At 63.0% G+C, this 23,242-nt stretch carries 21 protein-coding genes; 8 read left to right on the forward strand and 13 right to left on the reverse strand.

What is annotated here, in order from left to right; all coding sequences use genetic code 11:
* Positions 1-216 precede the first annotated feature (216 nt).
* On the forward strand, positions 217-381 hold the full coding sequence (locus AC5Y5E_RS05985; RefSeq protein ID WP_499902069.1) for a hypothetical protein: 165 nt from the start codon (positions 217-219) through the stop codon (positions 379-381).
* A gap of 174 nt (positions 382-555) precedes the next feature.
* On the forward strand, positions 556-1,527 hold the full coding sequence (locus AC5Y5E_RS05990; protein ID WP_499902070.1) for a GDP-L-fucose synthase family protein: 972 nt from the start codon (positions 556-558) through the stop codon (positions 1,525-1,527).
* A 110-nt stretch (positions 1,528-1,637) separates the two neighbouring features.
* Here AC5Y5E_RS05990 and AC5Y5E_RS05995 read toward each other — a convergent pair whose 3' ends face one another.
* Positions 1,638-2,072 (reverse strand): GtrA family protein, encoded by a 435-nt coding sequence (locus tag AC5Y5E_RS05995; protein WP_499902071.1) that lies wholly within the window; start codon positions 2,070-2,072, stop codon positions 1,638-1,640.
* A gap of 133 nt (positions 2,073-2,205) precedes the next feature.
* Positions 2,206-3,096, reverse strand: coding sequence for a class I SAM-dependent methyltransferase (locus AC5Y5E_RS06000; protein WP_499902072.1), 891 nt, complete (start codon positions 3,094-3,096; stop codon positions 2,206-2,208).
* Positions 3,097-3,509: 413 nt separating this feature from the next.
* On the opposite strand from AC5Y5E_RS06000, the gene AC5Y5E_RS06005 reads away from it, so the two are divergent.
* Positions 3,510-4,370 (forward strand): glycosyltransferase family 2 protein, encoded by an 861-nt coding sequence (locus tag AC5Y5E_RS06005; protein ID WP_499902073.1) that lies wholly within the window; start codon positions 3,510-3,512, stop codon positions 4,368-4,370.
* Here AC5Y5E_RS06005 and AC5Y5E_RS06010 read toward each other — a convergent pair.
* A complete protein-coding gene (locus tag AC5Y5E_RS06010) occupies positions 4,367-5,284 on the reverse strand; it encodes an SDR family oxidoreductase (RefSeq protein ID WP_499902074.1) in 918 nt (305 codons plus the stop codon). The genes AC5Y5E_RS06005 and AC5Y5E_RS06010 overlap by 4 nt on opposite strands.
* A gap of 3 nt (positions 5,285-5,287) precedes the next feature.
* The gene (locus tag AC5Y5E_RS06015; RefSeq protein WP_499902075.1) at positions 5,288-6,292 is read right to left on the reverse strand and encodes a glycosyltransferase; all 1,005 of its coding nucleotides are present in this window, start codon (positions 6,290-6,292) and stop codon (positions 5,288-5,290) included.
* 480 nt (positions 6,293-6,772) lie between these two features.
* Here AC5Y5E_RS06015 and rfbF point away from each other — a divergent pair, with 480 nt between their 5' ends.
* The 3 genes from rfbF to AC5Y5E_RS06030 all read left to right on the forward strand — a co-directional run bounded on the left by rfbF (position 6,773) and on the right by AC5Y5E_RS06030 (position 9,469).
* On the forward strand, positions 6,773-7,546 hold the full coding sequence (rfbF, locus tag AC5Y5E_RS06020) for a glucose-1-phosphate cytidylyltransferase (RefSeq protein WP_499902076.1): 774 nt from the start codon (positions 6,773-6,775) through the stop codon (positions 7,544-7,546).
* Between the two features lie 151 nt (positions 7,547-7,697).
* Positions 7,698-8,249 (forward strand): dTDP-4-dehydrorhamnose 3,5-epimerase family protein, encoded by a 552-nt coding sequence (locus AC5Y5E_RS06025; RefSeq protein ID WP_499902077.1) that lies wholly within the window; start codon positions 7,698-7,700, stop codon positions 8,247-8,249.
* Positions 8,246-9,469, forward strand: a complete 1,224-nt coding sequence (locus tag AC5Y5E_RS06030) for a class I SAM-dependent methyltransferase (protein ID WP_499902078.1) — start codon at positions 8,246-8,248, stop codon at positions 9,467-9,469. Before AC5Y5E_RS06025 ends, AC5Y5E_RS06030 begins: the two co-directional genes overlap by 4 nt.
* A 156-nt stretch (positions 9,470-9,625) precedes the next feature.
* Here the strand turns inward: AC5Y5E_RS06030 and AC5Y5E_RS06035 are convergent, their stop codons facing one another.
* Together AC5Y5E_RS06035 and AC5Y5E_RS06040 are read right to left on the reverse strand one after the other, a co-directional pair.
* Positions 9,626-10,456 (reverse strand): NAD-dependent epimerase/dehydratase family protein, encoded by an 831-nt coding sequence (locus tag AC5Y5E_RS06035; RefSeq protein WP_499902079.1) that lies wholly within the window; start codon positions 10,454-10,456, stop codon positions 9,626-9,628.
* Positions 10,457-10,472: 16 nt separating this feature from the next.
* The gene (locus tag AC5Y5E_RS06040; protein ID WP_499902080.1) at positions 10,473-11,522 is read right to left on the reverse strand and encodes an NAD-dependent epimerase/dehydratase family protein; all 1,050 of its coding nucleotides are present in this window, start codon (positions 11,520-11,522) and stop codon (positions 10,473-10,475) included.
* A gap of 837 nt (positions 11,523-12,359) precedes the next feature.
* Between AC5Y5E_RS06040 and AC5Y5E_RS06045 the strand changes: the two genes are divergently transcribed.
* Together AC5Y5E_RS06045 and AC5Y5E_RS06050 are read left to right on the forward strand one after the other, a co-directional pair.
* Positions 12,360-13,091, forward strand: coding sequence for an FkbM family methyltransferase (locus AC5Y5E_RS06045; protein WP_499902081.1), 732 nt, complete (start codon positions 12,360-12,362; stop codon positions 13,089-13,091).
* Between the two features lie 5 nt (positions 13,092-13,096).
* Positions 13,097-13,870 carry a glycosyltransferase family 2 protein gene (locus AC5Y5E_RS06050; RefSeq protein WP_499902082.1) on the forward strand — a complete coding sequence of 258 codons (774 nt, stop codon included), beginning with the start codon at positions 13,097-13,099 and terminating at the stop codon, positions 13,868-13,870.
* Between the two features lie 116 nt (positions 13,871-13,986).
* Here AC5Y5E_RS06050 and AC5Y5E_RS06055 read toward each other — a convergent pair whose 3' ends face one another.
* From AC5Y5E_RS06055 to AC5Y5E_RS06085, 7 genes are all read right to left on the reverse strand, one after another.
* Positions 13,987-15,576: a hypothetical protein gene (locus AC5Y5E_RS06055; protein WP_499902083.1), complete on the reverse strand. Its 1,590-nt coding sequence runs from the start codon at positions 15,574-15,576 to the stop codon at positions 13,987-13,989.
* Entirely contained in the window at positions 15,573-17,027 is a 1,455-nt protein-coding gene (locus AC5Y5E_RS06060; RefSeq protein ID WP_499902084.1) for a glycosyltransferase, read from the reverse strand. The genes AC5Y5E_RS06055 and AC5Y5E_RS06060 overlap by 4 nt, the downstream gene beginning before the upstream one ends.
* Positions 17,028-17,056: 29 nt before the next feature.
* Positions 17,057-18,076, reverse strand: a complete 1,020-nt coding sequence (locus tag AC5Y5E_RS06065) for an NAD-dependent epimerase/dehydratase family protein (protein WP_499902085.1) — start codon at positions 18,074-18,076, stop codon at positions 17,057-17,059.
* The gene (locus AC5Y5E_RS06070; protein WP_499902086.1) at positions 18,073-19,332 is read right to left on the reverse strand and encodes a nucleotide sugar dehydrogenase; all 1,260 of its coding nucleotides are present in this window, start codon (positions 19,330-19,332) and stop codon (positions 18,073-18,075) included. The genes AC5Y5E_RS06065 and AC5Y5E_RS06070 overlap by 4 nt, the downstream gene beginning before the upstream one ends.
* A gap of 154 nt (positions 19,333-19,486) precedes the next feature.
* Entirely contained in the window at positions 19,487-20,767 is a 1,281-nt protein-coding gene (gene lipL, locus AC5Y5E_RS06075) for an esterase/beta-lactamase LipL (RefSeq protein WP_499902616.1), read from the reverse strand.
* Positions 20,768-20,837: 70 nt separating this feature from the next.
* A complete protein-coding gene (gene meaB, locus AC5Y5E_RS06080) occupies positions 20,838-21,830 on the reverse strand; it encodes a methylmalonyl Co-A mutase-associated GTPase MeaB (RefSeq protein ID WP_499902087.1) in 993 nt (330 codons plus the stop codon).
* A 27-nt stretch (positions 21,831-21,857) separates the two neighbouring features.
* Positions 21,858-23,165 (reverse strand): Rv1490 family membrane protein, encoded by a 1,308-nt coding sequence (locus AC5Y5E_RS06085; RefSeq protein ID WP_499902088.1) that lies wholly within the window; start codon positions 23,163-23,165, stop codon positions 21,858-21,860.
* Between the last annotated feature and the right edge of the window lie 77 nt (positions 23,166-23,242).

Raw genomic sequence — 23,242 nt, forward strand, 5'->3', positions numbered from 1 at the left:
CCCGCTTTCGGAGCGGCATCACCGCACCCCGCGTCAACTCGCGGGCTTGCTTCAAACTGCACTCTCCTCGGTTCTCGCAAAGCGGTTGCCGGAGCTGCGGACAATGCGCCCGCATGCCGGAGCGTACTAGGCCGACGTGCGTTGAAAGGGTTTTTCGCGGGCTGGACATGCCCTCGGCACTGCTTGAAGCAGGGCTTCCGAATATCGGCGTGCCACATGGATATCGGCCAGGCCGCAACCCATGTTGAAAACACCCATTCTCGAGTTTGGGGCGGGGTGCCCGGCGTGGCACCGCGCTCGACCGTCCTCGCTTCGGTGCGTGCCGGCGGAAGACTGCCGCATTCACGAAAGTTCGATCCAAGCCTCGACATCCTGGAATGAGCATCTGAAACGATCTCGCCCGGCCGAGAAGCAACCCGCGATGGCTTGACACTCCGGCCAGCCAGGGCACAACCCTTTACCGGAGCGCCTCATCCCGCGACGCCGCAATCACCCCAACCGGTGGGCACTCCGATAACGTACTGTCGAGCAACCAAGACACATCACTGGTAGGACATGAGCAAAGCGGTCGAATCAGTCGGCGTCATTGACCGCGCGGCGCCGGTATACATAGCAGGTCACCGTGGGCTGGTCGGTTCTGCTCTATTGAGGAAGTTTCAAGCCGAGGGCTTTACCAATCTTCTTCTGCTGTCGCGTGCTGAACTCGACCTGAGGGATCGAGATGCGACGTTTGCGTTCATTCTCGAGTCCAAGCCCCAGGTGGTCGTGGACGCCGCCGCCAAAGTTGGTGGAATCCTGGCGAACGACACCTACCCGGCCGAATTCTTGTCAGAAAACCTACGGATCCAGGTCAACTTGCTCGACGCTGCGGCGGAGGCTCGAGTACCGCGCCTGCTATTCCTCGGCTCCTCGTGCATCTACCCGAAATACAGTCCGCAGCCCATCAAGGAAAGTTCGTTGCTTACCGGCCCTTTGGAGCCGACAAACGACGCGTACGCGATCGCGAAGATAGCCGGCATCCTGCAAGTCCAAGCCGTCAGGCGCCAATACGGCCTCCCGTGGATCTCTGCGATGCCAACGAACCTGTATGGACCCGGTGACAACTTCTCGGCATCCGACTCCCATCTACTGCCGGCGCTCATTCGCAGGTACGACGAGGCCCAAGCCGCTCGCGCACCCGGAGTGACGAACTGGGGCACCGGAACCCCCCGGCGCGAGCTCCTGCACGTCGACGACCTGGCGACCGCCTGTTTGTACCTTCTGGAGCACTTCGATGGGCCGAATCAAGTCAACGTCGGTACCGGAGTGGACCACACTATCCGTGAGATTGCCGAGATGGTGGCGGAGGCGGTCGGATACAACGGCGAGACATCTTGGGATACAACGAAACCGGACGGAACGCCACGAAAACTCCTAGACATTTCGGTTTTGCGGGAAGCGGGTTGGGAGCCCGAAATCTCGCTGCGTGACGGCATCGAGGCGACGGTGGCCTGGTATCGCGCCAACATCAGCGCTCTCAGAAGGTAGTTGCGGGTTCGCGACAGCGCCCGTGCTGGCGCAGAAGGCACCGACTCCATTGCTTGACAGCTGCCAACGCCGGTCGCGCCATGGCGCAGTTGACGTACTTTTTCCTCGCTCTACGTACGCGACGTCTCGTCGTGGGCCTCGCCGGTCTCAGCCGCGGCGCCGCTGCGACGGAATGAAAAGTACCGGTGCCCTAAGTAGTTCAGCAGCAGGATGGGGAAAAAGACGATTGCTTGGGCTGGGATGCGGTGCACGCCCAACCCGACCAGTACGGTCAAGCTGACGACGTTGATGCCAAACGTGGTGAGGTAGACGCTCTCGAATCGCAAGGCGTCACGCAGCACGTGGCCCCGCACGCGGAACACCAGCCGGCGGTGCATCACGAAGGCGAACAGCACGCTCAGTACGTGCGAGAGGCCGACCGTCACCAGCGACCCGGCGATCGCGCCGAATTGGCTGTCGACGAAGCGGCCAACCGTCACCGAGCAAGCGACGAATAGCCCAAACCCGACGACTGTGTTGATTGCCCCGACAATCAGGAATGCCACCCGCTGGTCGCGGATGAGCCGGATCAGCGGCCCCGGGGGCGCCGATTCGGGCGGCAGGTCGAATTCCGTCAGGAGAGCTCCTCACCGTCAATTAACCGACACCCTCCACCATCTCGACGGTATCCACATGCGGTCACGCCGGGACGCGCCCCGCGAAGACCGTCTGGGCACCGGTGCCGTCACCGGAGCCTTCGTAGACCTCGGGCTCGAAGCCCGCCTCACGCACGTAATCGACGATGTCGCGGCCGAACTCGGTGAACGTCAGCAAGTCAGCCCCCGCCGGGATGAACCGGTAAGCCCCGCTGCCCCGACCGTGGTAGAGGGCCGGCATCAGGTGCACGATCTCGCCGTCGTCACCTATATAGGCCCGCGCTTCCGTAGTCTCGCGCGTCCATACGACCGGCACCGTGAAGACATGACGGCCTCCGGGCCGCAGGACCCGCCGCGTCTCCGCCAGCGCGGCCCGGAAGTCGTGGACGTGCTCTAGGGTGTCGGACGACAGGACCAGGTCGAAGGCCGCATCGGGGTAGGTGAGGTGACAGATGTCTTCGTTCCGGGTGCCATCGACGACCTCGCCCAGTCGCTCTGACCCCCGGTAATCGGAGAACACCAGCCGCGGCAGCCGCTGCAGCAGAGCGTGCAGCGATCCGAGCGAGCCGATGGTGTTTATTTCGGCCACGTCGAGGACGCGGAACGCGGAGTCTTCGATCAATTCAGCGAAGGATCCGCACCCTGGCGGGCCGTAAAGGGCCACGAGGACCTCGGCGATCCGCCTCACTCTCAGGTTGCTGCAGCAGAATCGGCAGAACATGCTTTCGCGCCGGACGTAGGCCTGCGACACGCTGGTATCGGACCAAAAGGCGTGCATGTCGTTGGGGATCGTCCACGAATTGAAGGCAAAGACGGTGTCGGCGCCACAGGCCGCACAGCGGCCGGTCTCGTCTGCGCGGCGGTCGGACCGCGGGCGTAGGTTGAGCAGCACCGGCCTCCCCACCCGGGCTTTCGCCGCCGCCACCAGGCTCACCTCGGCGAGGCTCCTGTGGCGGACGACGCAGTCAACCCAGGCTGCGCCGGAGCATCGATGGCCGCATTTAGGGCAAGTACAGTGCGATGTTTCATAGTCGGTACCACAGATTTGTACGCGGACACGCGTTGAAAGTGATCATGACTCGCTCTCCGGGTTAGCAAGGGGCGTTGCGGTTCGGACGCATTGGTAACACGTCGATCCGCTACCTCGGACATGCCGCGCGATATGTCAGAAGCCTAGCGCCAAGATAAGTTAGGAACTAAATTACTGAGCTGGCGGAGTCAATCACGCCTGTCGCAGCTGGTCATCGTCCGTGGTCTTGGGATACAACTGGTTCGTTCACGGGGGCCTAGCGTTTCGTTGCGCCACAATCCCGCCGAATGCGTGACCGAACACTAGGAGGCAGCGCTGTGACGCCATTGGTATCGGTGGTCGTGCCGGTGTATAACGGCATCGAGTTCATCGATGCGGCCATGCAGTCGATCCTGGCGCAGACCTTCACCGACTTCGAACTGGTGGTTTCGGACAACGCGTCCACCGACGGCACCTGGGAGGCGCTGCAGCGCTACACCTCCGACCCCCGGGTCCGCCTAACCCGGCTGGCGTCCACCATTCCAGCCGCAGAGAACTTCGACCGCGTAACCAACCTCGCCACTGGCGAGTTCGTGAAGCTGGTTTGCGCCGATGATGTGCTCTATTCCAATAACCTCGAGGTGCTGGTAACGGAACTGACAGCGCACCCATCAGCGGTGCTAGCTGCGAGTTCAAGGGATGTCATCGACGCCACCGGAAAGATAGTGTTGCGCAACCGAGGGCTGGCCGGGCTGGGCGGTGAGGTCACCGGCAGCGACGCCATTCGGCGCAGCGTGCTCGCCGGCACTAACATTTTCGGCGAGCCGCCATCGATCTTGTTCAGGCGCGCGGCCCTGGTCAACGCCGGCGGCTGGGATTGTCGCTTCCCCTACATGCTCGATCTGGCAACGTACTGCGCGGTGCTACTTCAAAGCAATGGCAATGTCGTAGCAGTAAATCAGCCACTCTGGGCATTTCGAATCAGCATTTGTCAGGAGAGCGTGCGAGGGCAGATGCAAACTCAAGCCGACCAGGTCATCGGCTTTTATCGAGCGTTGGCCGCTGAGCATCCCGGGCTGCTGGCCCGGCGGCACCTACTCATCGGGAGCGCGCTAGCCCGGATAAACACCCTTGGTCGGCACGCGGTGTACCGCTGGCTTGGCCTGGCGCGCCTCGAGGCGGCCGCTGGCCGAACCTAGTAGGACATCGCTTGGTGCCGCAGTAGATCGTCGTACACGCGTTTGACTGCTACGGGAAATGGAGTGATCGCCACGTTTTGGAAATCGGGCCGGAAGTCTGTGCTCAGCCGCAAGTCCCGAACGTGATAGCTCGAGGACGTGCTGGTCCCGAGGGCGATCCGGACCGTGCGATGGGCAACCTGTTGCACCGTCCGTACGACGGTGCACACGGACGCGGGTTGTTGTGACGAAATGTTGCGCAGCACCGGCGTCGACGGCTGATTGTGCACCGCGTTCTCGACCAGCGTGCGCACCATCGCGGCGGCGTCATCGACGTATAGGTAGTCGCGGAGTGTCTCCATCGGCACGAAAACGTTCAACGATTGTCGCGTGATTGCGGCTCGGCACATCTGACTGACGAGACCCTGCTGTTTCACCAGGTTCTGCCCGGGCCCGACGAGGTTTGAGAACCGTCCGATGACGAGTGGGACGTGGCCTGCGAGCGTCGTCTGGAGGATCTCCTCGTGGACGAGTTTCGTTTCGCCGTAGGGGCTCAGCGGCCGTGGCGTCGTCGACTCGCTGAACGGCGGATGCGTCGACCCGGCATAGACGCCGCCCGCCGAGGACGAGAGGAAGACCGCACCCCGACCAGTCGGCCGCGCATCTCGCATCCTCTCGAATAGGTGAGAGACGATGCGCGTCTCCGCGGCAAGTTTGTCGGCCGTGGTACCCACCACCCCGCTGCCGGCGGCCCAAATAACCGACCAATCGTCGTTTCCGGCCTGTCGGATGAATCGCCTGAGGTCGGAGTCGAGCACCTCGACCGCCCCATCGTGGTTCTCCCACGGCACCCGCAGTTCCTCGAACTTCGTGCCGATAGCTCGCGACACCGCCCTGCCGAGCAGTCCACCGCGACCCACGATCCAGGTAAGCACCGGTCACTCCGCTGCCGTGCTGCCGAACACGTCACCGGGATCGCGCACGATGACATACACCGGCTTACCCATGGCCATATTGGCCGAAGCCGCGATGTACTCGGCGATGATCCCCAGGGCGAACAAGACGGCTCCGCCGACGACCATTACCGCCACGAACACAGACGTCCACCCCTGCACGCTGACGTGCCCGATCACCTTCTGGAACGCGCTGTAGATCGCCACGGCAAAACCGAGCAGCGCGAACAGAATCCCCATCATGGAGACAAAACGCAGCGGCCGGGTACCCGACGAGATGACCAGCCGCCAAAAATGCGCGACTAGCCGGCTCAGTGTGTAGGCACTCGCCGGTCTCCCCTCTTGGCGCATCGACACCGGACAGGTCGAAGGGTTGGCGACAACCCAACAAAGAGCGACGTCCAAGAAAACCCCTGCGCCGGTGTATGCCGCGACGCTTCGTCCAGCCTCGCCCAACATGAGTCGATAGCTGTGGAAGGCTTTGGGCCCGTCCGACGACATCAGGACATGCACGAACAACCACTTGGTCAGCCAAGACGCCGCGTTGCGCAAGGGACCGTGCGGTGGTCGGTTTGTTGGCGCGGCGTAAACGAGTTGTGTTCGGTCCCGGTACGCCGTGTCGAGCATGTCGCCGATGTAGGCCGGATCGTGCTGTCCGTCTTCGTCCATCGTGACGATCCAGTCGCCACCGGACGACGTCATGCCCGCGAGCGTCGCGGGATGCTGTCCGAAGTTGCGAGACAACCATATTGGGCGGATCCATTCGCCGCCCGCAGCCAACTCGCGCACGACTTCGTCGCTACGGCGAATGCCCCGGTCCCACACCAGGAGCACCTCGTCGACGCGGAACTGACGGCCGTCGGGGGTTTTCTGGGTCGAACGAAGTTGCTCAAGCTCCTTGACCACGCCGGACAAGGTCTCAGCTCCGCTGTAGACCGGTATCACAACGCTGACCGAGTCCACTCGGCTCAATTGGCCGTCGCCAGTCACGCGTTGCCTCCCCAACGGACAGGTTCAGAGAGGTGACTTTACCCATGGAAGACCGATTTTGTGGGGCAATTGTGATTCCGCTGGCCACAGCTGAGTGACGTCGACCCGCACTGCGGCCTGATGTCGGCAAAGGGATAACGGCCTAGTGCCGAGTTGCCTACGCCCCAGGCCGTTGGATGTTCGGACCCGATGGAGGTGACCGTGGTTTGTCTCGCGGTTTCTGCCCTCGGGACAGCCGTCGCCGTGTACGCTCACCGCGTGTCGCTCCTAGCAACCTGGAGCGTGAGGGCGCGAAGTATCTAACCGTTGGGGGTTTTCTCTCTAATTCGTCTCGTTTTTGGGAAAGCGTTCAATTATTCCTGCCGATAGATTTGGGTATATGACTGTCATAGGTGAAGTTAGCTCGATTTGCTGCCGTCGATTAGCAGATCGACGAGGTAATTACTCGAGGCAGGACCATCTCAAGCGTAGGCGAGTTCAATGAAAGCCGTCTTATTGGCGGGCGGCCTGGGCACTCGCCTCAGAGAGGAAACCACAATCCGCCCCAAACCGATGGTGGAGATAGGCGGCCGACCGATCCTGTGGCATATCATGAAGCTGTACTCTCACCACGGTATCCACGACTTTATCGTTTGCTGTGGCTATAAGGGCTACGTTATTAAAGAATATTTTGCCAACTATTTCTTGCACATGTCGGACGTCACTTTCGATATGTCCGCCAACAAGATGGAAGTGCATGAGCGCCATGCGGAACCCTGGCGGGTGACGTTGGTGGACACTGGCGAAGACACACAGACGGGCGGGCGCCTCAAGCGTGTTGCCAGCTACATCCGAGATGATGAGGCTTTCTGCTTCACCTACGGTGATGGGCTGAGCGACGTAAACATAAGCGCGAGCATCGAATTCCACCGTCAGCATGGCCGGCACGCCACGATCACAGCGGTGCTTCCGCCGGGGCGTTACGGGGCCATCGAATGCGCGGGCGACCGCGTCACGCGCTTTGTCGAGAAGCCACGTGGCGATGGTGGCCTGATCAACGGCGGATTTTTCGTCCTTAAGCCCGCGGTTCTCGATTACATAGAGGGCGACGAGATCTCTTGGGAAGGCGCGCCATTGAGTCGTCTCGCTGCAGATGGCGAAATGATGGCCTTCGAGCATTCCGGCTTCTGGCAACCCATGGACACACTACGAGAGCGGAACCTGCTGGAAGATCTGTGGAATAGCGGCGCAGCCCCGTGGAAATGCTGGCGTTGAACGTGGTCGGAAGCCGGATCCTTGAAAAAGCAGTCGATGACACGGCCGATTGGTATCGCCGATCGCCGGAATTTTGTGGCGCATCGAGTGCCGACCGACTGGACGCTTACATCACCGATGCGGTGGCATCAGATCTGGCTTGGGCGCCGGCATGAGGATCCTCGACACCCCGATTGCCGACCTGAAGCTCGTACAGTCCGTGCCGCACCACGACGCCCGCGGCGCGTTCGTTCGCCTTTTTTGCGCGCAGGAGCTCCAACCCGCGCTGGGCCACCGCCAAATCGCGCAGATTAACCACTCCAGAACCAACGACGCCGGGGTTGTGCGGGGCATGCATTTTCAGCATCCCCCGCATGCCGAAATGAAGATGGTCCGCTGCCTTCGCGGCCGGGTCTGGGACGTGGCGGTCGACCTTCGGGCGGGATCTCCCACTTTTTTGCAGTGGCACGCCGAGGAGTTGGCACAAGACGACGCGCAGATGTTCTTAATCCCAGAGGGATTCGCCCACGGCTTCCAAGCCCTGGAGCCGGACAGCGAACTGTTGTACCTACACACGGCGTTCTACCACCCACCTTCGGAGGGGGGTCTCCGCTACGACGACCCGCGGCTCGCCATCGCCTGGCCATTGTCCCCAAAGGGCCTTTCGCCTCGTGACCTTTCCCATCCGCTGCTGGACGTTGATTTCACGGGAGTCGCGCTATGAAATGCCGACACTGCGGCACGCCCGTACAACACAGCTTCGTGGACCTGGGATTCGCGCCCCCCTCGAACGCCTACTTGGATGCCGAAGACCTGTCTAACCCAGAGGTGCATTACCCGCTGCGCGTTAAGGTGTGCGACCGGTGTTGGTTGGTACAGACCGAGGACTACGCCCGCGCGGAGCAACTGTTCAGCGCCGACTACGCCTATTTTTCCAGCACCTCGAGCAGTTGGCTAAGTCATGCGGCCGGCTACGTACAGATGATCATCGAGCGACTGCAACTGGGGCCTGAGAGCTTCGTCATTGAAGTCGCATCCAACGATGGCTACCTGCTGAAGAACTTCATGGCAGCGGGCGTTCCTTGCCTAGGAATCGAGCCGACAGCGAGCACCGCCGCGGCCGCCGAGGCGCTGGGGATCCCGGTCAGGCGGGAATTCTTCGGCGAAGCTCTCGGGCAGCGACTGGCCGGTGAGCACCGTCTGGCGGATCTGGTGCTAGGCAACAATGTGTATGCCCATGTGCCTGCCATCAACGACTTCACTCGTGGATTGGCCGCTGTGCTGAAGCCGGAAGGCACCGTCACGCTGGAATTCCCGCATCTATTGCCGTTGATCGAGGGGTCTCAGTTCGACACTATCTATCATGAGCACTTCTCATACCTGTCACTCACGGCTGTGGCGCGCGTCTTCGCCGAGGCCGGATTGCGCGTGTGGGACGTCGAGGAGCTATCCACGCACGGAGGCAGCCTGCGAGTGTATGGCTGCCATGCCGAGGCAGCAACCACGACTACGGACCGGGTCGGATTGCTGCTCATGCGCGAGGAGCAGTTTGGGCTAAAGCGGCGCGAGACATACACCCAGTTCCAGCAGCGTGCCGACCGGGTGAAGGACGAGCTGTTGGCCTTCCTGATCGAACAAAAGCGCGCCGGCCGGCGCGTGGCGGCCTACGGCGCCGCGGCGAAAGGCAACACGTTGTTGAACTACGCAGGTGTCAGGCCAGACTTATTGCCCTACGTCTGTGATGCCGCGGTGTCCAAGCAGGGAAAGTTCATGCCGGGCAGCCACATCCCTATCCGTTCGCCTCAGGCACTGCGCGAGAGCCCGCCAGACTATGTGGTCATCCTGCCCTGGAACATCGCCCACGAGGTGCGGAACCAATTGGCGGACCTCGCCGACAGCGGCACCCGTTTTGTGACCGCGGTTCCCGAGCTGAGCTTCATGTGAAGTGCCGCATCCCTTACGACGCCATCGATTACCGAACTCTGGGTCTCCGGCCGGGCGCACATTGCCGCCCGGGCAGTCGCGCCTACTGGGTGTTGCCGTAAGTCCATTCCGGGAGATTGGGTATCCACTGTCCCCGGAGCTGAACGACCTCGCTCATCACACGTCCTGCCGCACGCCGACCAGCCGCGGTGGATCAAAAACGTTCTCGGCCTTCGCCCCAAACCGCAATAGGTCACGACGACCGTACTCGTCGGCGATGCGTTCGGCGAGTTGTCGAACGGTCACCGCTTGGCCTGAGCAGACGTTCACGGCGCCCTGTTGCTGTCCGAGCGCGACGTCGGCGATCATCCCAGCGGCGTCTTTGACGTCAAGGAAGTCACGCACCTGATCGCCGCGCGTGAGGAGGACTTCTTGCCCCGCCTCTAGTTGCCGACGAATGTAGGGCACCAGTCTCCGCTCGTCTTCGCCTTCCCCGTAAAGGTAGAAGACCCGGCACCAGACGAAGCTCACATCCACCGTGCTAAGAAAATGGCGGAGCACCTGAGAGGCCGACGCCTTGCACGCGGCATACAAGGTGCTCGGCACCAACGGGGTGTCTGTCGTCATCAGGCCCGCGGAGGGGTCGTACTCCGCGCATGTTCCCACACCAACAAATCGCTTGCCTCCGACCGCTGCAAATGCGGAGGCCAGGTTGAGGGTGCCGGTGAGACAGGTAAGGTTCAGTGGCGAGGTCAGGTACTCCCCCGGCTCAACATGCCAAGCAGCATGGACGATCGTTTCCGATCCTTCGAGCAACTCTTCCAAACGCCCGCTTGCTTCGGTAAACAAGTCCGGCGTCTGCACGACCTCAAGCGCCCCTCGTGACGGGACACCTTGCAGGCGGGACGGATCGCGGACCAGCACCCTCACCGAGCAATCCCGTTCAAGCAGGTTGCGCAGAATCTGCCGCCCGACGAACCCCGTTGCTCCGGTCAAGGTAACGGTCATGGGCGCCCCACCTTTTTCACGGACTTCTCCAACGCAGGTCGCCATCAAGAAACCCTGAAGCCGTCAATTCCTGAAGCCTCCTGAGTCGGATTCTGCTCGACGCTCTGAACTCGGCGCTGAGTCCAGGTACTTGAGCAAGGTTGGCCGCAAGCTCTTGGATGGCGTCTTCGAACGTGACACGGGGCTGATGCTTCGGCGCAATTTGTTGCCACATCGAAAAGTCGACTCGATAACTACGTGTGTCCGGCGCCGCATTCGAATTGACCGAGACCGCAATACCCCCCAGGACCGAAGCGACGGCATCAGCCAGGTCGCGCATGCGGAAGTTCCAGTCGGCGTGCCCTACATTCACTACCAGATGAGCCGGAAGTGATTGCCGGTCCGGGCCAACGGCCCATTCGATTGCCAGCGCCATGTCTTTGACGTGTATCAAGGGCCGCCACGGGGAGCCATCCGAAAGGACGACAATGCGACCCGTGGTCAGCGCTGAAGCGACGAAGTCATTGAGAACCAAGTCAAGTCGAACCCGGGGGCTCCATCCACAAGCGGTGGCGAAGCGCAGGCTCGTGACTTGGAAGTTTGGCGTCGCCAGGGCTTGAAGGTCACTTTCCGCTGCGATCTTGGAGCGGGCGTACTCGGTTTGTGGATCAAGAAGACTTGCCTCAGTACGGTCGTTATCTCCGCGACCGTAGACACTGGCACTGGAAGCAAGTACAAACGCCTTAGATCCATGTTCGCGGGCTAGCGACGCTACTCGGACAGCTTCCTGGTGGTTGATTTGACGCGTCAGGCTGGCGAAGCGATCTCCCATCGGATCATTCGAAATTGCCGCGAGGTACACGATGCATTCGTACCCCGCAATGTCCTGCGCGGTCAGGTCGCGAACATCCTTGAACCTAAAGCTGTCATACAGCACCTCAGGAAGAGGTCCCGCTCCGTCGCACTGATCGGCGAACCAACCTGCATCAATGCCGTGAACGTCTATGTCCGGTGAGGAGCACCTTAGCCTGGTAACCACCTCTGGGCCGACATACCCCGATCCACCAATGACGAGGATTCGCTTCATCTGAACTCCATTACCGAGAACCAAAAATAGTGGGTGGACTCTAGCAACAAGACGGCCTGTCGGATAATGATTTGAACCCCTCGGTGCGCTCCGACACCCCCATTCGAAACCTTAGCCGCCAGCCGCGCGCCCGTGCCGCGCGGGCGGCAGCCTCGAGTTCGGCCTGCGGAACGTCATGGGAGGTGCTGACTGCGCCGGTCTGATCTGGCGTACGACCAGCCCATCGAGCGAAAGCATGATCCGCACCACCTGGCGGTTGCGTCCACTAAGCTGGTGCGCAAGACGGGTCGTGGATGAGGGCCGGGTCGGAACGAATGGATGTGCTTCACCGGTGATTCTCCGAGAGACCATCCAGAGTCACTCGAGCAACGGAATCGGCCCGACAACCGCTGCCCACGATGTCGAGCGGCCGCAGGCACAGCAGCGTGCGCGTAGGGCAGCACAATGGGTATCGGCGGCGCCAACTCGACACCCGGACCGCCGCATTGGATCTGGCGATCCCGACAATCTTCAGACCTAGCTCAACTGGCTCGATGCTGCTGCAGGCGCCCGAGTGCCGCGCTGCTGTCTCTCGGTTCGACCATACCTTTGGCGAGATCTCCGTTATGGCGGCGAAGGCCGTAGGCTATGGCGGCGAAACTCCATGGGACCCAACGAAACCAGACGAAGCAACAACCAAACTGTGGAACGTTTCGGTTCTGCGGGAAGCGTGTTGAACGTCCCAGATCGCCGCTGCGCGTCGGCATCGAGACAACGGGAGCCCGCTTTTCTCGATCGCAAGGGTAATGCGGCAATGAAGAGCCATCGCGCCTGCTAGCAGCGTGTTAGTGTGGCGCGGTGAGTTTGTCCCAACGTGCTCGTAACATCCTGCGTCGCACCGGTATCGAGTTGTCGCGTTATGATCCCGCACTCGACTGGAAACGCAATTTTATGCATCAACTGACGTCGAGCCGGGTGGACGTAATCCTCGATATAGGCGCCAACTCAGGGCAATACGCGGCCGGCCTCCGGGCCGCGGGCTTTGAGGGTCGCATCGTGTCCTTCGAGCCCCTGTCGGGTCCGTTTTCCGAGTTGGAGGCCAGGGCCGCTCGTGATCCGCTCTGGGAGCCCCGCCGCTGCGCGCTGGGTGACTCCGACGGCACGATCTCGATAAATGTCGCGGGAAATTCCGGCGAGAGTAGTTCCATATTGCCGATGTTGGCAACTCATCGGGAGGCCTACCCGCCCGCGAACTATGTTGGCACCGAGGAGGTGCAGATGCGGCGACTTGACTCTGTGGCAGCGGAAATTCTCGGGCCGGCCGATGTGGCTTTCCTGAAAATCGACGTTCAGGGGTTTGAGAAACAAGTGCTGGCTGGGGGCAATTCAACGGTGAATCAAAGTTGCGTAGGCATGCAAATGGAACTGTCTTTCCTGCCGTTGTACGAAGGCGGCATGCTTATTCGGGAAGCTCTCGATATCGCGTATTCGTTGGGCTTCACGCTGACCGGGCTATCGCCTTGTTTCACCGATTTGCGTAATGGCCGAACACTTCAGGCCGATGGCATCTTCTTCCGCGCGGAGGGCTGACGGGAATGCCTGCAACCCCATTGTTTTCGATCGTCGTGCCCGCCTTCAACGTTGCGGCGACCCTTCGGACCTGCTTCGACAGCATCGCAGGTCAAACTTATGGCGACTTCGAGGTGGTTCTGGTCGACGGCGGTTCGACGGATGACACCCTCGACATCGCCAACAGCTACGCTTCGGCCCTCGGCACGCGTCTGGTCGTTCACTCGGGTCCCGACGAGGGCGCCTACGATGCCATGAACCGCGGCGTCAGCATGGCGACGGGCGCCTGGCTCCTTTTCTTGGGTGCCGATGACGCCCTGTACGAGGCGGACACACTTGCCCAGGTAGCCGCATTCCTTGACGCACACGACCACAGCGACCTTGTGTATGGCGATGTAATCATGCGTTCGAACTCGTCCCGGTACGCGGGAGCCTTCGACCTCGACCGTTTACTTTTCGAACAGAACATCTGCCACCAGGCGATCTTCTATCGCCGCGAGCTCTTCGCCGGCATCGGGCCCTTTAACCTGCGCTATCCCATTTGGGCGGACTGGGATTTCAATATCCGCTGCTTCTCCAACCCGGCGCTGGTAGCCCGCTACATGGACATCGTCATTGCGCGCTACAACGACACGGGCGGCATAAGCAAACGCAAGGACAACGCGCTGAAAAAGCGGCTGCCGTCGTACTTCCATTGGGCCGCGTTGGAAATGACCCGCCGGACGCTCTCACGTTTGCGGCGACACATCGTCGGCGGCTGGCGCGCCCGCCGCACGCGGTCGGCACCACTTCAAGGCTGAGCGATGGGCGTGACGCACCCGATCAGACGCTTCGCGCCCAAGCCGAATAGAGACGCCACCAACGGATTTCGATCTGGGCGCTCGGGCACTCATGCATGCCTCGGCATTTCGAGGCGCTAAAGTGTCGGCGTTAACGCCGGATCACCCTCAGCACGTTCGAGGCTTCGTCGTGCTCCGGCAGCGAAGAACAGCCCCACGCCCAGCGCCAGGAACGCGGGGCCCATCGCGAGTATCAGGCGGACCGCCGTTGCGGTGGCGTCAGCGAGCGATCCCTTGAGCCACATGCGATTTCGGGCCCCGGCATTGTCTGCGTCGGCGGGCCGGATTTCCGGCGGCAGGATCGCCCTGACATCGGGGTCTTTGAGGACTGCTGCCAGGTACGTTGGGTTTGGGTAGGAGAGTTCGATTCCGTGGCCAGCGCGGCTCTTTGACTTCAGATCGTCGACGTTTCCGGTCGCGAGGTAGGCCTGGACCTTGATCATCTCTTGACGTGCCGCCTTGCTCCAGTCGATCGCCCCAAGCACGGATCCGTAGTAGGCCAGCGCTCCGACGACTGTTACCACCGTGAATACCCAAGCCACGGCGCCACGCGCCGCGTGCCGGCCGAACCGCATGCCGCGCGCGTCGTCGGCGAGCGCGAGGACCGACATCAGCCCGACGGCATAGGCCAAGACCATGACGTCGGTGTACCGGATTGCAATGCGAACGCCGCGGCCATAGGCGAACAGCACAAACTGGATGCCGAGCCACGCCGCGATTCCGACCACCACCCACGCACGGTCGGAAATGCCGGGGCGCCGCGCGACCGTGCGGTAACAGAACCAGGCCGTCGGGACCAACGCGGCGCCGACCAACACGGCAAACGCGAACAAACCCTGGATGAACGTCCACGGGCTGCTCATCGGCTTCGCGATCGACACCGCCCACAGAATCATGGCCAGAGACGCCGACGCCATGACCACGAGGCCGGCGAACTCACGACGGCACCGCCTTCTCGCGTTGGCCGCGATCTGCAAGGCCACCAGGGCGCCCGCGGCGAGAATGGTGGCCACGCCTGTCGCGAAAGAGAAGTAACTGAGGACCGCGAAGGTCAATCCGCACAACCAGCGCACGGAGAACGGCCGCGCGGCGGCCAACATTATGAGACCGCCGATACCGAAGAACAACGCGAGGTACACCTGGTCCTGAAACCCCCACAGCGTGTTCTCGTAGACGGGAAGCGAACCAACGAAAGCGACGAAACACGCCAGCAGCATTCGGCGTTGCGGCGCGACAAGGGGCACCAGCACCGACGCAAGCCACGTGATCGCCGCGGTCTCGACGATCGCTCCGAAGATCATCTCGAAGCGCGTGTTCCACTGGCCGGCGAGCTCGAGGTGGACCAGTGCGAAGATGCGAGAAACGAAGATGCGGTGTTCGTTGTGCGGGGCGAAGAGATCGGCGACAGACAGTACGCCCCGCAAATACCGCGAATAGAGGATCCCCGCCTCGCCGGCCCACTGGTCCGACAGGGGCACCGGCGAACCGAGGGACGAAATGGTGATGAGCTTGGCGCCGAACACCATGCAGGCAATCGCGGCCAGCAGGGCAATCGTGCCTTTCGTTCGTGGCCGCGTATCTCGTGGCGCGACCGTCGGCGCTGCCCCGGCTTCGTCATGATCGCCCGGGTCATGCGTCGTCAATTCATCGTGCTCACGCAAAGTCATGACGTGGCCTTTCGCGCCCAGGCGAGTGCCCCCAGCGATGCCAGGCCGCCCGTCCAGCGCAGCACCGGACGTCGCATGGCCAGCCCATACCAACGCAAATAAGCGGGCAGCCAGCCGACCAGATCGAACCTGCTGGTGCCGGCGGTTCGGTCGTCCCAGCTGCTCGGGACCTCATCAATGCGATAGCCCAGGAGATGCGCCTTGGTCGTGAGCTCGAGCCCGACCTCGAATCCTTGCCCACTCTCCACCGGAACCTCCTCGAGAAAGCGGCGGCTGTACGCGCGGAAGTTCGTGGTGGCATCGTGAGTCGCGACGCCGCCCACGTAATGCAGGCTCAGCCCGGCGGTCCTCGACATCAGCGTCTTCAGCCGGGGCCCCCCGCGCTGCGTGCCGCCGCGCATATACCGTGACCCGCTGACCACGGCCGCGCCCTCATCGCGGATCTTGGCCGCCATCAACGGAATAACCGATGGTGGATCCGACAAGTCCGCCATGCTGGTGACGACGACGTCACCGCGCGCGGCGCCGAAGCCGGCGATCAACGCATTCGCCACGCCTTTCCCGAGCGAGTTCCTAACCAGCCGCACGCTTTCGGGCCTGTCGGGCATGGTGGCCAGCGCCGGCAGCGTGGTGTCCTCATCGAAGTCGTAACAGACGAGCAGTTCGTGCGGGGTGCCCGCCAGCGCCTCGGTAAGCCTCCTGACGCACACCTGGATGTTTTCGCCCTCGTTGTAGACCGGGATGACCACACTCACCAGACGATCGCCGACCTCGGACGAAGGCGCCGGCTTGCGGGCGCGAATTACGAACTGCTTGCCCAAGATTCGCCACGCCGGCCGGGAACGCAGATACATCCGCACCAAAATCGGCGCTTGCGGCAACGGCGAAGACGACGTGTACGGTAGAAACCTGCCGCAGCTTTCCATGATCTCGAAGTCACAGGAGACCAGCAACTCGCTCAGGGAGCGATCGCTGATTGGCACGATGTGATCCCAGAAGTCCCAATAGTCGCCGGGGACGAAGCGGATGTTCGGCCCCATCGCGATGAGATGCCCGCCCGGCTTGAGCACCCGGCGGGCCGCGGCGATGGTCCGCTCGACCTGTTCCTTGCTTCGCAGGTGTTCCAGCAGGTTGCTCGTGAAGACGACGTCTACCGACGCGTCCTCGAGGAAACCGAGGTCGTCGGCGCGACCATGGTGAAACTCGACGCCGGGCTCGAGCATGCCCGCGCTGTCCGGGTTGAGGTCGACGCCGATCCGGCGCGCCGCCTGCACATGGTTCAGGAACTCGCCATAGCCGCAGCCGAGGTCCACCACCGTGTCGCTGCGTCTGATCCACGCCTGGAAGAAGTCCCTGACCAGTACCGACCAGACGGCCGATCGCGACTCGCGCGCATGGCCGAAACGATTGCGGTAGAGCCGCTGCAGGTCGGGCTTACCCGCGATGCACATGGCGTTATGGGGGCGACGGCCGTCGCATGTCAGATGGTCCCGGCCTCGACGGCGTTGACGACCCAGGGGATGACCTCGTCGAGCATCGATTCGAGCGTCGTGGTCGCCTCGAATCCGAGCACCTCGGACGCCTTGTGGACATCCGGGGAGCGCAGCTGGACGTCGTGCTCGAACGGCGGATCGCACTCGTATCGGAACTGGCTGTCGGACCGCATTTTTTTCCAAATGAGTTCCGCGAGCTGCAATACCGTGGTGGCTTCGGGCGTCGAAAGGTTGAAATCGCCGTTGAGCGCGGCCGGATGTTCCATGCATACGCGAATGCCGCGGGCCAGGTCGCCCCCATAGGTGTAGTGCCGCACCTGGCTGCCGTCGCCCAGGATGTGCAACGGATCCTGGCCCTTTGCGACTTTCTGGATGAGGTCCGGCACGACGTGACTCATTGCGAGTTTGACATTGCCGCTTGGGATTTCACGGCCGCCGAGCGCCCGCTGCTCCCCGGTGCCCACACAATTGAACGGACGGATGATCGTGTACGGGAGGCCGTACTGTTCATGTGCACCGAGCGCGAAATACTCACACGCCAGCTTCTGGAACCCGTAAGTGCTTGTCGGCGGCGGGCATTCGGTGATGTGTTTCTCCGGTGTCGGGAATACAGTGGCGTTCTCGAACACCATCGACGAACTGATCACGTTGATCTTCTTGAGCCAGCCCTTGCGATAGGCGTGGATGGCGGTGTCGAAATGGGCGGCCGCGATGCGCTCGTTCTCGGCCAGCAGATCGTAGGCATATTCGTGGAAGTACGTGATGCCGCCGATGCGGGCCGCGCTGGCGACCATCTGGTCGCAGCCCTCGACCAGTCGGAACATCAGGTCCAGGTCTTTGACGTCACCCTGGACGAAGTGGTAGCGCGGGTGATTGTCGTAGCTCTTCTCGACCTGGCCGTATTTCGAGTAGTTGTCGATCCCGACGACCTCGTGGCCGCCGCGCAGCAGCTCGTCGACCACGTACCCGTTGATGAATCCGGCGCTACCGGTTACGAGAACTTTCACTTGGCCGAAGTCCCGGTACCGAGCGTCGCCAACGGGGTCCCGTTCGTCGCGCCCGAGTCAACCTCCGTGACGTCCAGACAGCCCCAGACGTCCTCGACGATCTTGTCTTTGGCGATCTGCAGGCCGCGGTAGATCGAGTGGGGGACGCCGACGACGATGACGTCTGCGCGGCCCAGAACGGCGTCGAGTGCGTAGTAGTCCGGGCCGTTTAGGAACGGGTCGTGCAACATCACCTTCTTGGCCTCGAGCGTGAGCAGGTGCCGGAGCTTGAAGCTCAGCGAGTCGCGGGTGTCGTCGCAGTCGGCCTTGAATGTCATGCCCAGGAGGCCAACGGTCTTGTCGCGCAGATCGACCCGGCGCTTGAGCATGTTGACGATGAACTGCGGCTGGCCCTCGTTGATCAGCATCGCCGCGTGTCCGAGCATGAAGTTGTTGTTGCTGAACGCGGCGAGCTGCATGGTGTCCTTCAGCAGGCACGGGCCCGCCGCCAGCCCGGCCGTGGGCAGGCTGTCGACGCGGCTGTTCTTGTAGGTCGCGGCCCGATGAACCCGGCTGAAGTCGAGGCCGGCCTCGCGGCTGAGCAGGTAGAACTGGTTGGCGACCGCGAACTGGATGTAGCGGTAAGCGTTGCAGAACAGTTTCGCCAGCTCGGCTTCCTGGGGCTCCACCTCGATGATCTCGGGGGTTATCCGGGAAAAGAGCTCGCGAACGATCCGGCACCCTTCGGCGTCGAACCCGCTGATGATTTGCGGAATCTCCCTCAGCTCGCGGATCGAGTGGCCCTGTGCGATGCGCTCGGGGCAAAAGGTGACGTGCACGCCGATCCCCCGCTCGGCGAACATGTCGTGGACGCGCTGGCTCAGCCCCGGGTAGACGGTGCTTCGGAGAACGAGCGTCTGCCCGTCGCGGAAGTACGAGCTGATCTCGTCGATGATGCGAAAGAAGGTGTGCGCCTTTGGCGTCAGGTATTCGTCGACCGGCGTCCCGACGACGCAGATCACGATGTCGGAATTCCTGACCGCCCACGAATCGGTGGTCGCCGAGATGCGCCCGGTGGGCAATAACCGCTTGAGCAACTCCGAGGCACCGTGCTCCACGAAGGGCATCCGGCCGGCCATGATCGTCTTCAAGGCATTGGCGTTGGTGTCGAGAATGTCGACGTTGAAACCTTCGTCGGCGAGAACGAGCGCCAGCGGCAGACCGACGTGCCCGGCGCCGCCGATTATGCACATGCGTTGATCGGGTTGAACTGCCATGCCAGACGCCCCCTCCGGCCCCCTTGCCTGAAACCCGGCCCAAGGGTTGCGCGCTGGCAAGGGCAACTACGTACGTGTATGGATCCCGTGGTCGGAGCGTACGAGACCGCCGTATCGGAGCACGGGCGTTTTCAGCAAGCTGCCAAAAATCGCGTCAGCCGGCGACGGCTCCCGGCTCCGAGAACGGCGCTCCGAACTCGGTCACCGGCTGCAGGCCGCGCTTGCGCACCTTCGCGGCGGCGTCCCGGATCAGCTTGTAGATCCCGACGAACGCGGCGTGATCGGTCATCACGAACGGTGTCAGCAACCGGTTGTGGACCAGCGCGAACGCGACGCCCTCGGCGGGGTCGGTCCAGCCGACCGAACCGCCCAGCCCGACGTGCCCGAAGCCCGGCATTACGTTGCCGAACGGCAGGCTGTGGTAACCCAGGTGGAAAGCCAACGGCACGAACAGGTTTCGATCCGGACGCAGGCTGCGCCGGCCGGTCAGGCCGGCAACCAGCTCCCGCGACAGGAATCGGGTGCCGTCGATCTCCCCGCCGTTCGCGATCGCCCCGTACATCCGCGCCAGCGCGCGGGCCGTGACCACCCCGTTGGCCGCCGGGATCTCGCCGTCCAGCAGCGGGATCTCACCCTGGGCGGCGGCGATGACGCCCGGGAAGTACATGGAGCGCCAGCCGCCGGACAACTCGTTGGCGACCTTGCGCGTCACGTAGGACAGGACCGGGTTGCCGACGATGCTCTGCGGCATGATGATCTGCGCGACCCGCGTCGGCGAGCCGGCCGGTGGCCGGCCCAGGTGCATCCCATCGGTGCCCAGGGGCTCGGCAAGCTCCTCGCGGATCAGCGTGCGCATGCCCTTGCCCGTCACGCCCCGGGCCAGCCCCGACATCAGCCAGCCGAAGGTCAGCGCGTGATACGCGGATTTGCCGAGCAGGCGTCCCGGCGGGGCCGCCGCCAGCCTTTCCTCCATCACCACGTGATCCAGCAGGTCCTCCTGCGTGGCGCCACGCAGCCCCGAGAGGCCGGCGTGGTGTTTCATCACCTGGCGCACGGTGAGTTCGGCTTTGCCGTTGGCCGCGAATTCCGGCCAGTACTCGGCGACGGGGGCCTCGTAGTCGATGAGCCCGCGGTCGGCCAGCCGGTGGATGACGGTGGCGGCCATGCCCTTGGTTGCCGAGAAAACCATGGGTGCGGTGTCGGCCGACCACGGCACATGACCGCCCCGGTCCGCCCAGCCGCTCCACACGTCGACGGCCGGTCGGCCGTCGATATAGACGGCCAGGGCCCCGCCGCCGAATCGGCGGGCCGGGAACATGGTGGAGAAAGCGCGAACGACGCACGTAAAGTGTGGGTCCGCCGCGCCGGACACGCGATGACCTGCGTCAGGGCCATCGTGCATAGGGACCGCGCGGCGAGCGACCCGAGACTCCATCGTCACGCTATCTAATTTACGTGGATTTCATACCTTCCGCCGGGAAACCGGCGGTTAATTTACCTTTCCGTTAGGTCGACGCGGCCTCGATGATTTGCTGGGCCGCCAGGGCGGGGGTCAGCTCCCCCGCCTTGACCTGCCGTTCCAGGTCGGCGCGGATTTTGCGGACGCCCGGGTTGGACATCACCCGGTCCAGGACCGTGTCCCGGACCATCTGCCAGGTCCAGTCGACCTGCTGGGCCCGGCGCCGCTCATCGAGTTCCCCGGCTTCGGACAGCACCCGGTGATGGCGCTCGATCGTCTCCCAGAGCTCGGACAGGCCGGTACCTTCCGTCGCGCTCATCGTGAGAACCGGTGGCCGCCAGAGCGTTTCGCCCGGATGGATCAGCCTGATCGCCGCCGACAGTTCCCGCGCGGCCTTTCGCGCCTCGGGCAGGTGCTCCCCATCGGCTTTGTTGACCACGACGATGTCGGCCAGTTCCAGCGCGCCCTTCTTAATGCCCTGCAGCTGATCGCCGCTGCGGGCCAGGGTCAGCAACACGAACGTGTCCACCATGTTTGCCACGGCCACCTCGGACTGGCCCACGCCGACCGTCTCGACGAGTATCACGTCAAACCCGGCGGCCTCCAGCAGGACGATGGTTTCCCGGGTCGCCTTGGCCACCCCGCCCAAGGTGCCCGAGGTCGGGGACGGACGGATGTAGGCGTCCGGGTGCACCGCCAGGCGGGCCATCCGGGTCTTGTCGCCGAGGATCGAGCCACCGGTGCGGGTCGACGACGGGTCGACGGCCAGCACCGCCACCCGGTGGCCCCGCTGGATCAGGTGCATGCCGAGCGCCTCGATGCTGGTGGACTTGCCCACCCCCGGCGTCCCACTGATGCCGACGCGGCGCGCGTTGCCCGAGTGGGGCATCAACTCCAGCAGCAGCCGCTGCGCCTTGTCGCGATGGTCGGCGCGGGTGGATTCCAGCAGCGTGATCGCCCGCGGCAGCGCCGCACGATCGCCGCTGCGCACCGCCTCGGCCAACGCCTCGACGGCATCGTTGTTCTGGGATACCGACACGATCCCCCAGCGTATAGGGCCGCCGGGTCAGAAAAGGTGCACGCTCCACACGCCGACGTTGTTGGCGGCCCCGGTCGGCAGCAACGCCAGCGCGAGAACGATGTATACGGAGAGCAGGACGTTTCTTCTCGTCGGCGCTCGCTCGATCTCCGGCCTCTTGACCGCGTACAGCATGTACACGACCGCCACGTCGAACGTGATCAGGATCCACCATCGGGTCCAATCGACGGCCGTGACGAATAGGGGAACCACCAATGCCGCCCCCAGCAGGGGCAGCACGAGATTGTGGCGAAATTCCCCGAGGAAAGCACGGACCGGAACGCCGGAGAAATAGCGGATTGTCCCCGCCGTGCCGGCGAAGTACACCACCCCGAGGACGAAGGCGCCGAGGAGCGGGAAGAACCCCCAATTCAACACCATGTAAATAGCGCCCGCGGTGTCGGCGTCGAAAATCGGGATCACTTTACTGCACATGAAGTCGTGAAAATCCGTCCGGCTCTCGACACGACCGAGCATGTAGTCGAGCGCTTTCTGGGGCGTCGTGGAAACCCCCCACGGATGTTCGATCATCCCGTGCGGAACTTGGGCGCACAACTGCGCCGCGACGTCTCGGCGCCCCAGTGCGGCGACCGAGAGTGTCGCGACGATCCCCGGACCGACCGCCAGGACCGCGCACATTCGCTGGGTGGCGCGGGGCGAATCGTTCGCGAGGACGACGATCGCCAAAGCCGCTCCGAGCGCGAACGCCAGCGGAATCGCCTCGTGCATCAGGGCCAGCGCGGCTAGCGCGATTCCGTACAGGGCGCTGAGACCCATTCGGGCGCGGGGCGTTCTCGCCCTGGTGAGCGCGATGCTGTAGGCCAGCAGCGCAGTCATGCCGAAGAGTTCGGGATGCGGGCTGTAGATGGCATAGGAAAGCGAGAAGGGCAGCACCGGGACCAGGAGGGCAAGCATCACCTTGCGCTGGGGTCTGGCTTCCCCGGAAGGAACGGTGACGATCCGCCACGCCAGCACGGCGAGGGCGATCAGCCAAACCACGATGGACGCCCACAGGATCGCGTAGGCGGCGGTTAAGTAGTGGCCGGGGGCGAATATACGGATCAGCTCGCCGCCCAGGCCGCGCCGCACGAATCCGGGCGCGTAATTCCCGACGTAGTACTGCAACCACCATAAGTCGTTGGAAAAGACGACCCGCTGAAAATACATGTGGGCGATAACCCAGACGATCACCCAGGTCGAGGTCAGTAGATAAACTAATGAAATTCGGTCGGCCAGGTGCGGGTATCGCCGCGGAAAATAGCGACCCCCCGAATAAGTGGAAACGTCCACTATCATTACAGCGCCTTCCCGATAAGGCGGTTTGCAGGAGAATAGCCGACCCCGAACGGACGCGCATAGCTTCTTGCGCGATT

It is taken from the genome of Mycobacterium sp. NGS54 (genome assembly GCF_059812465.1).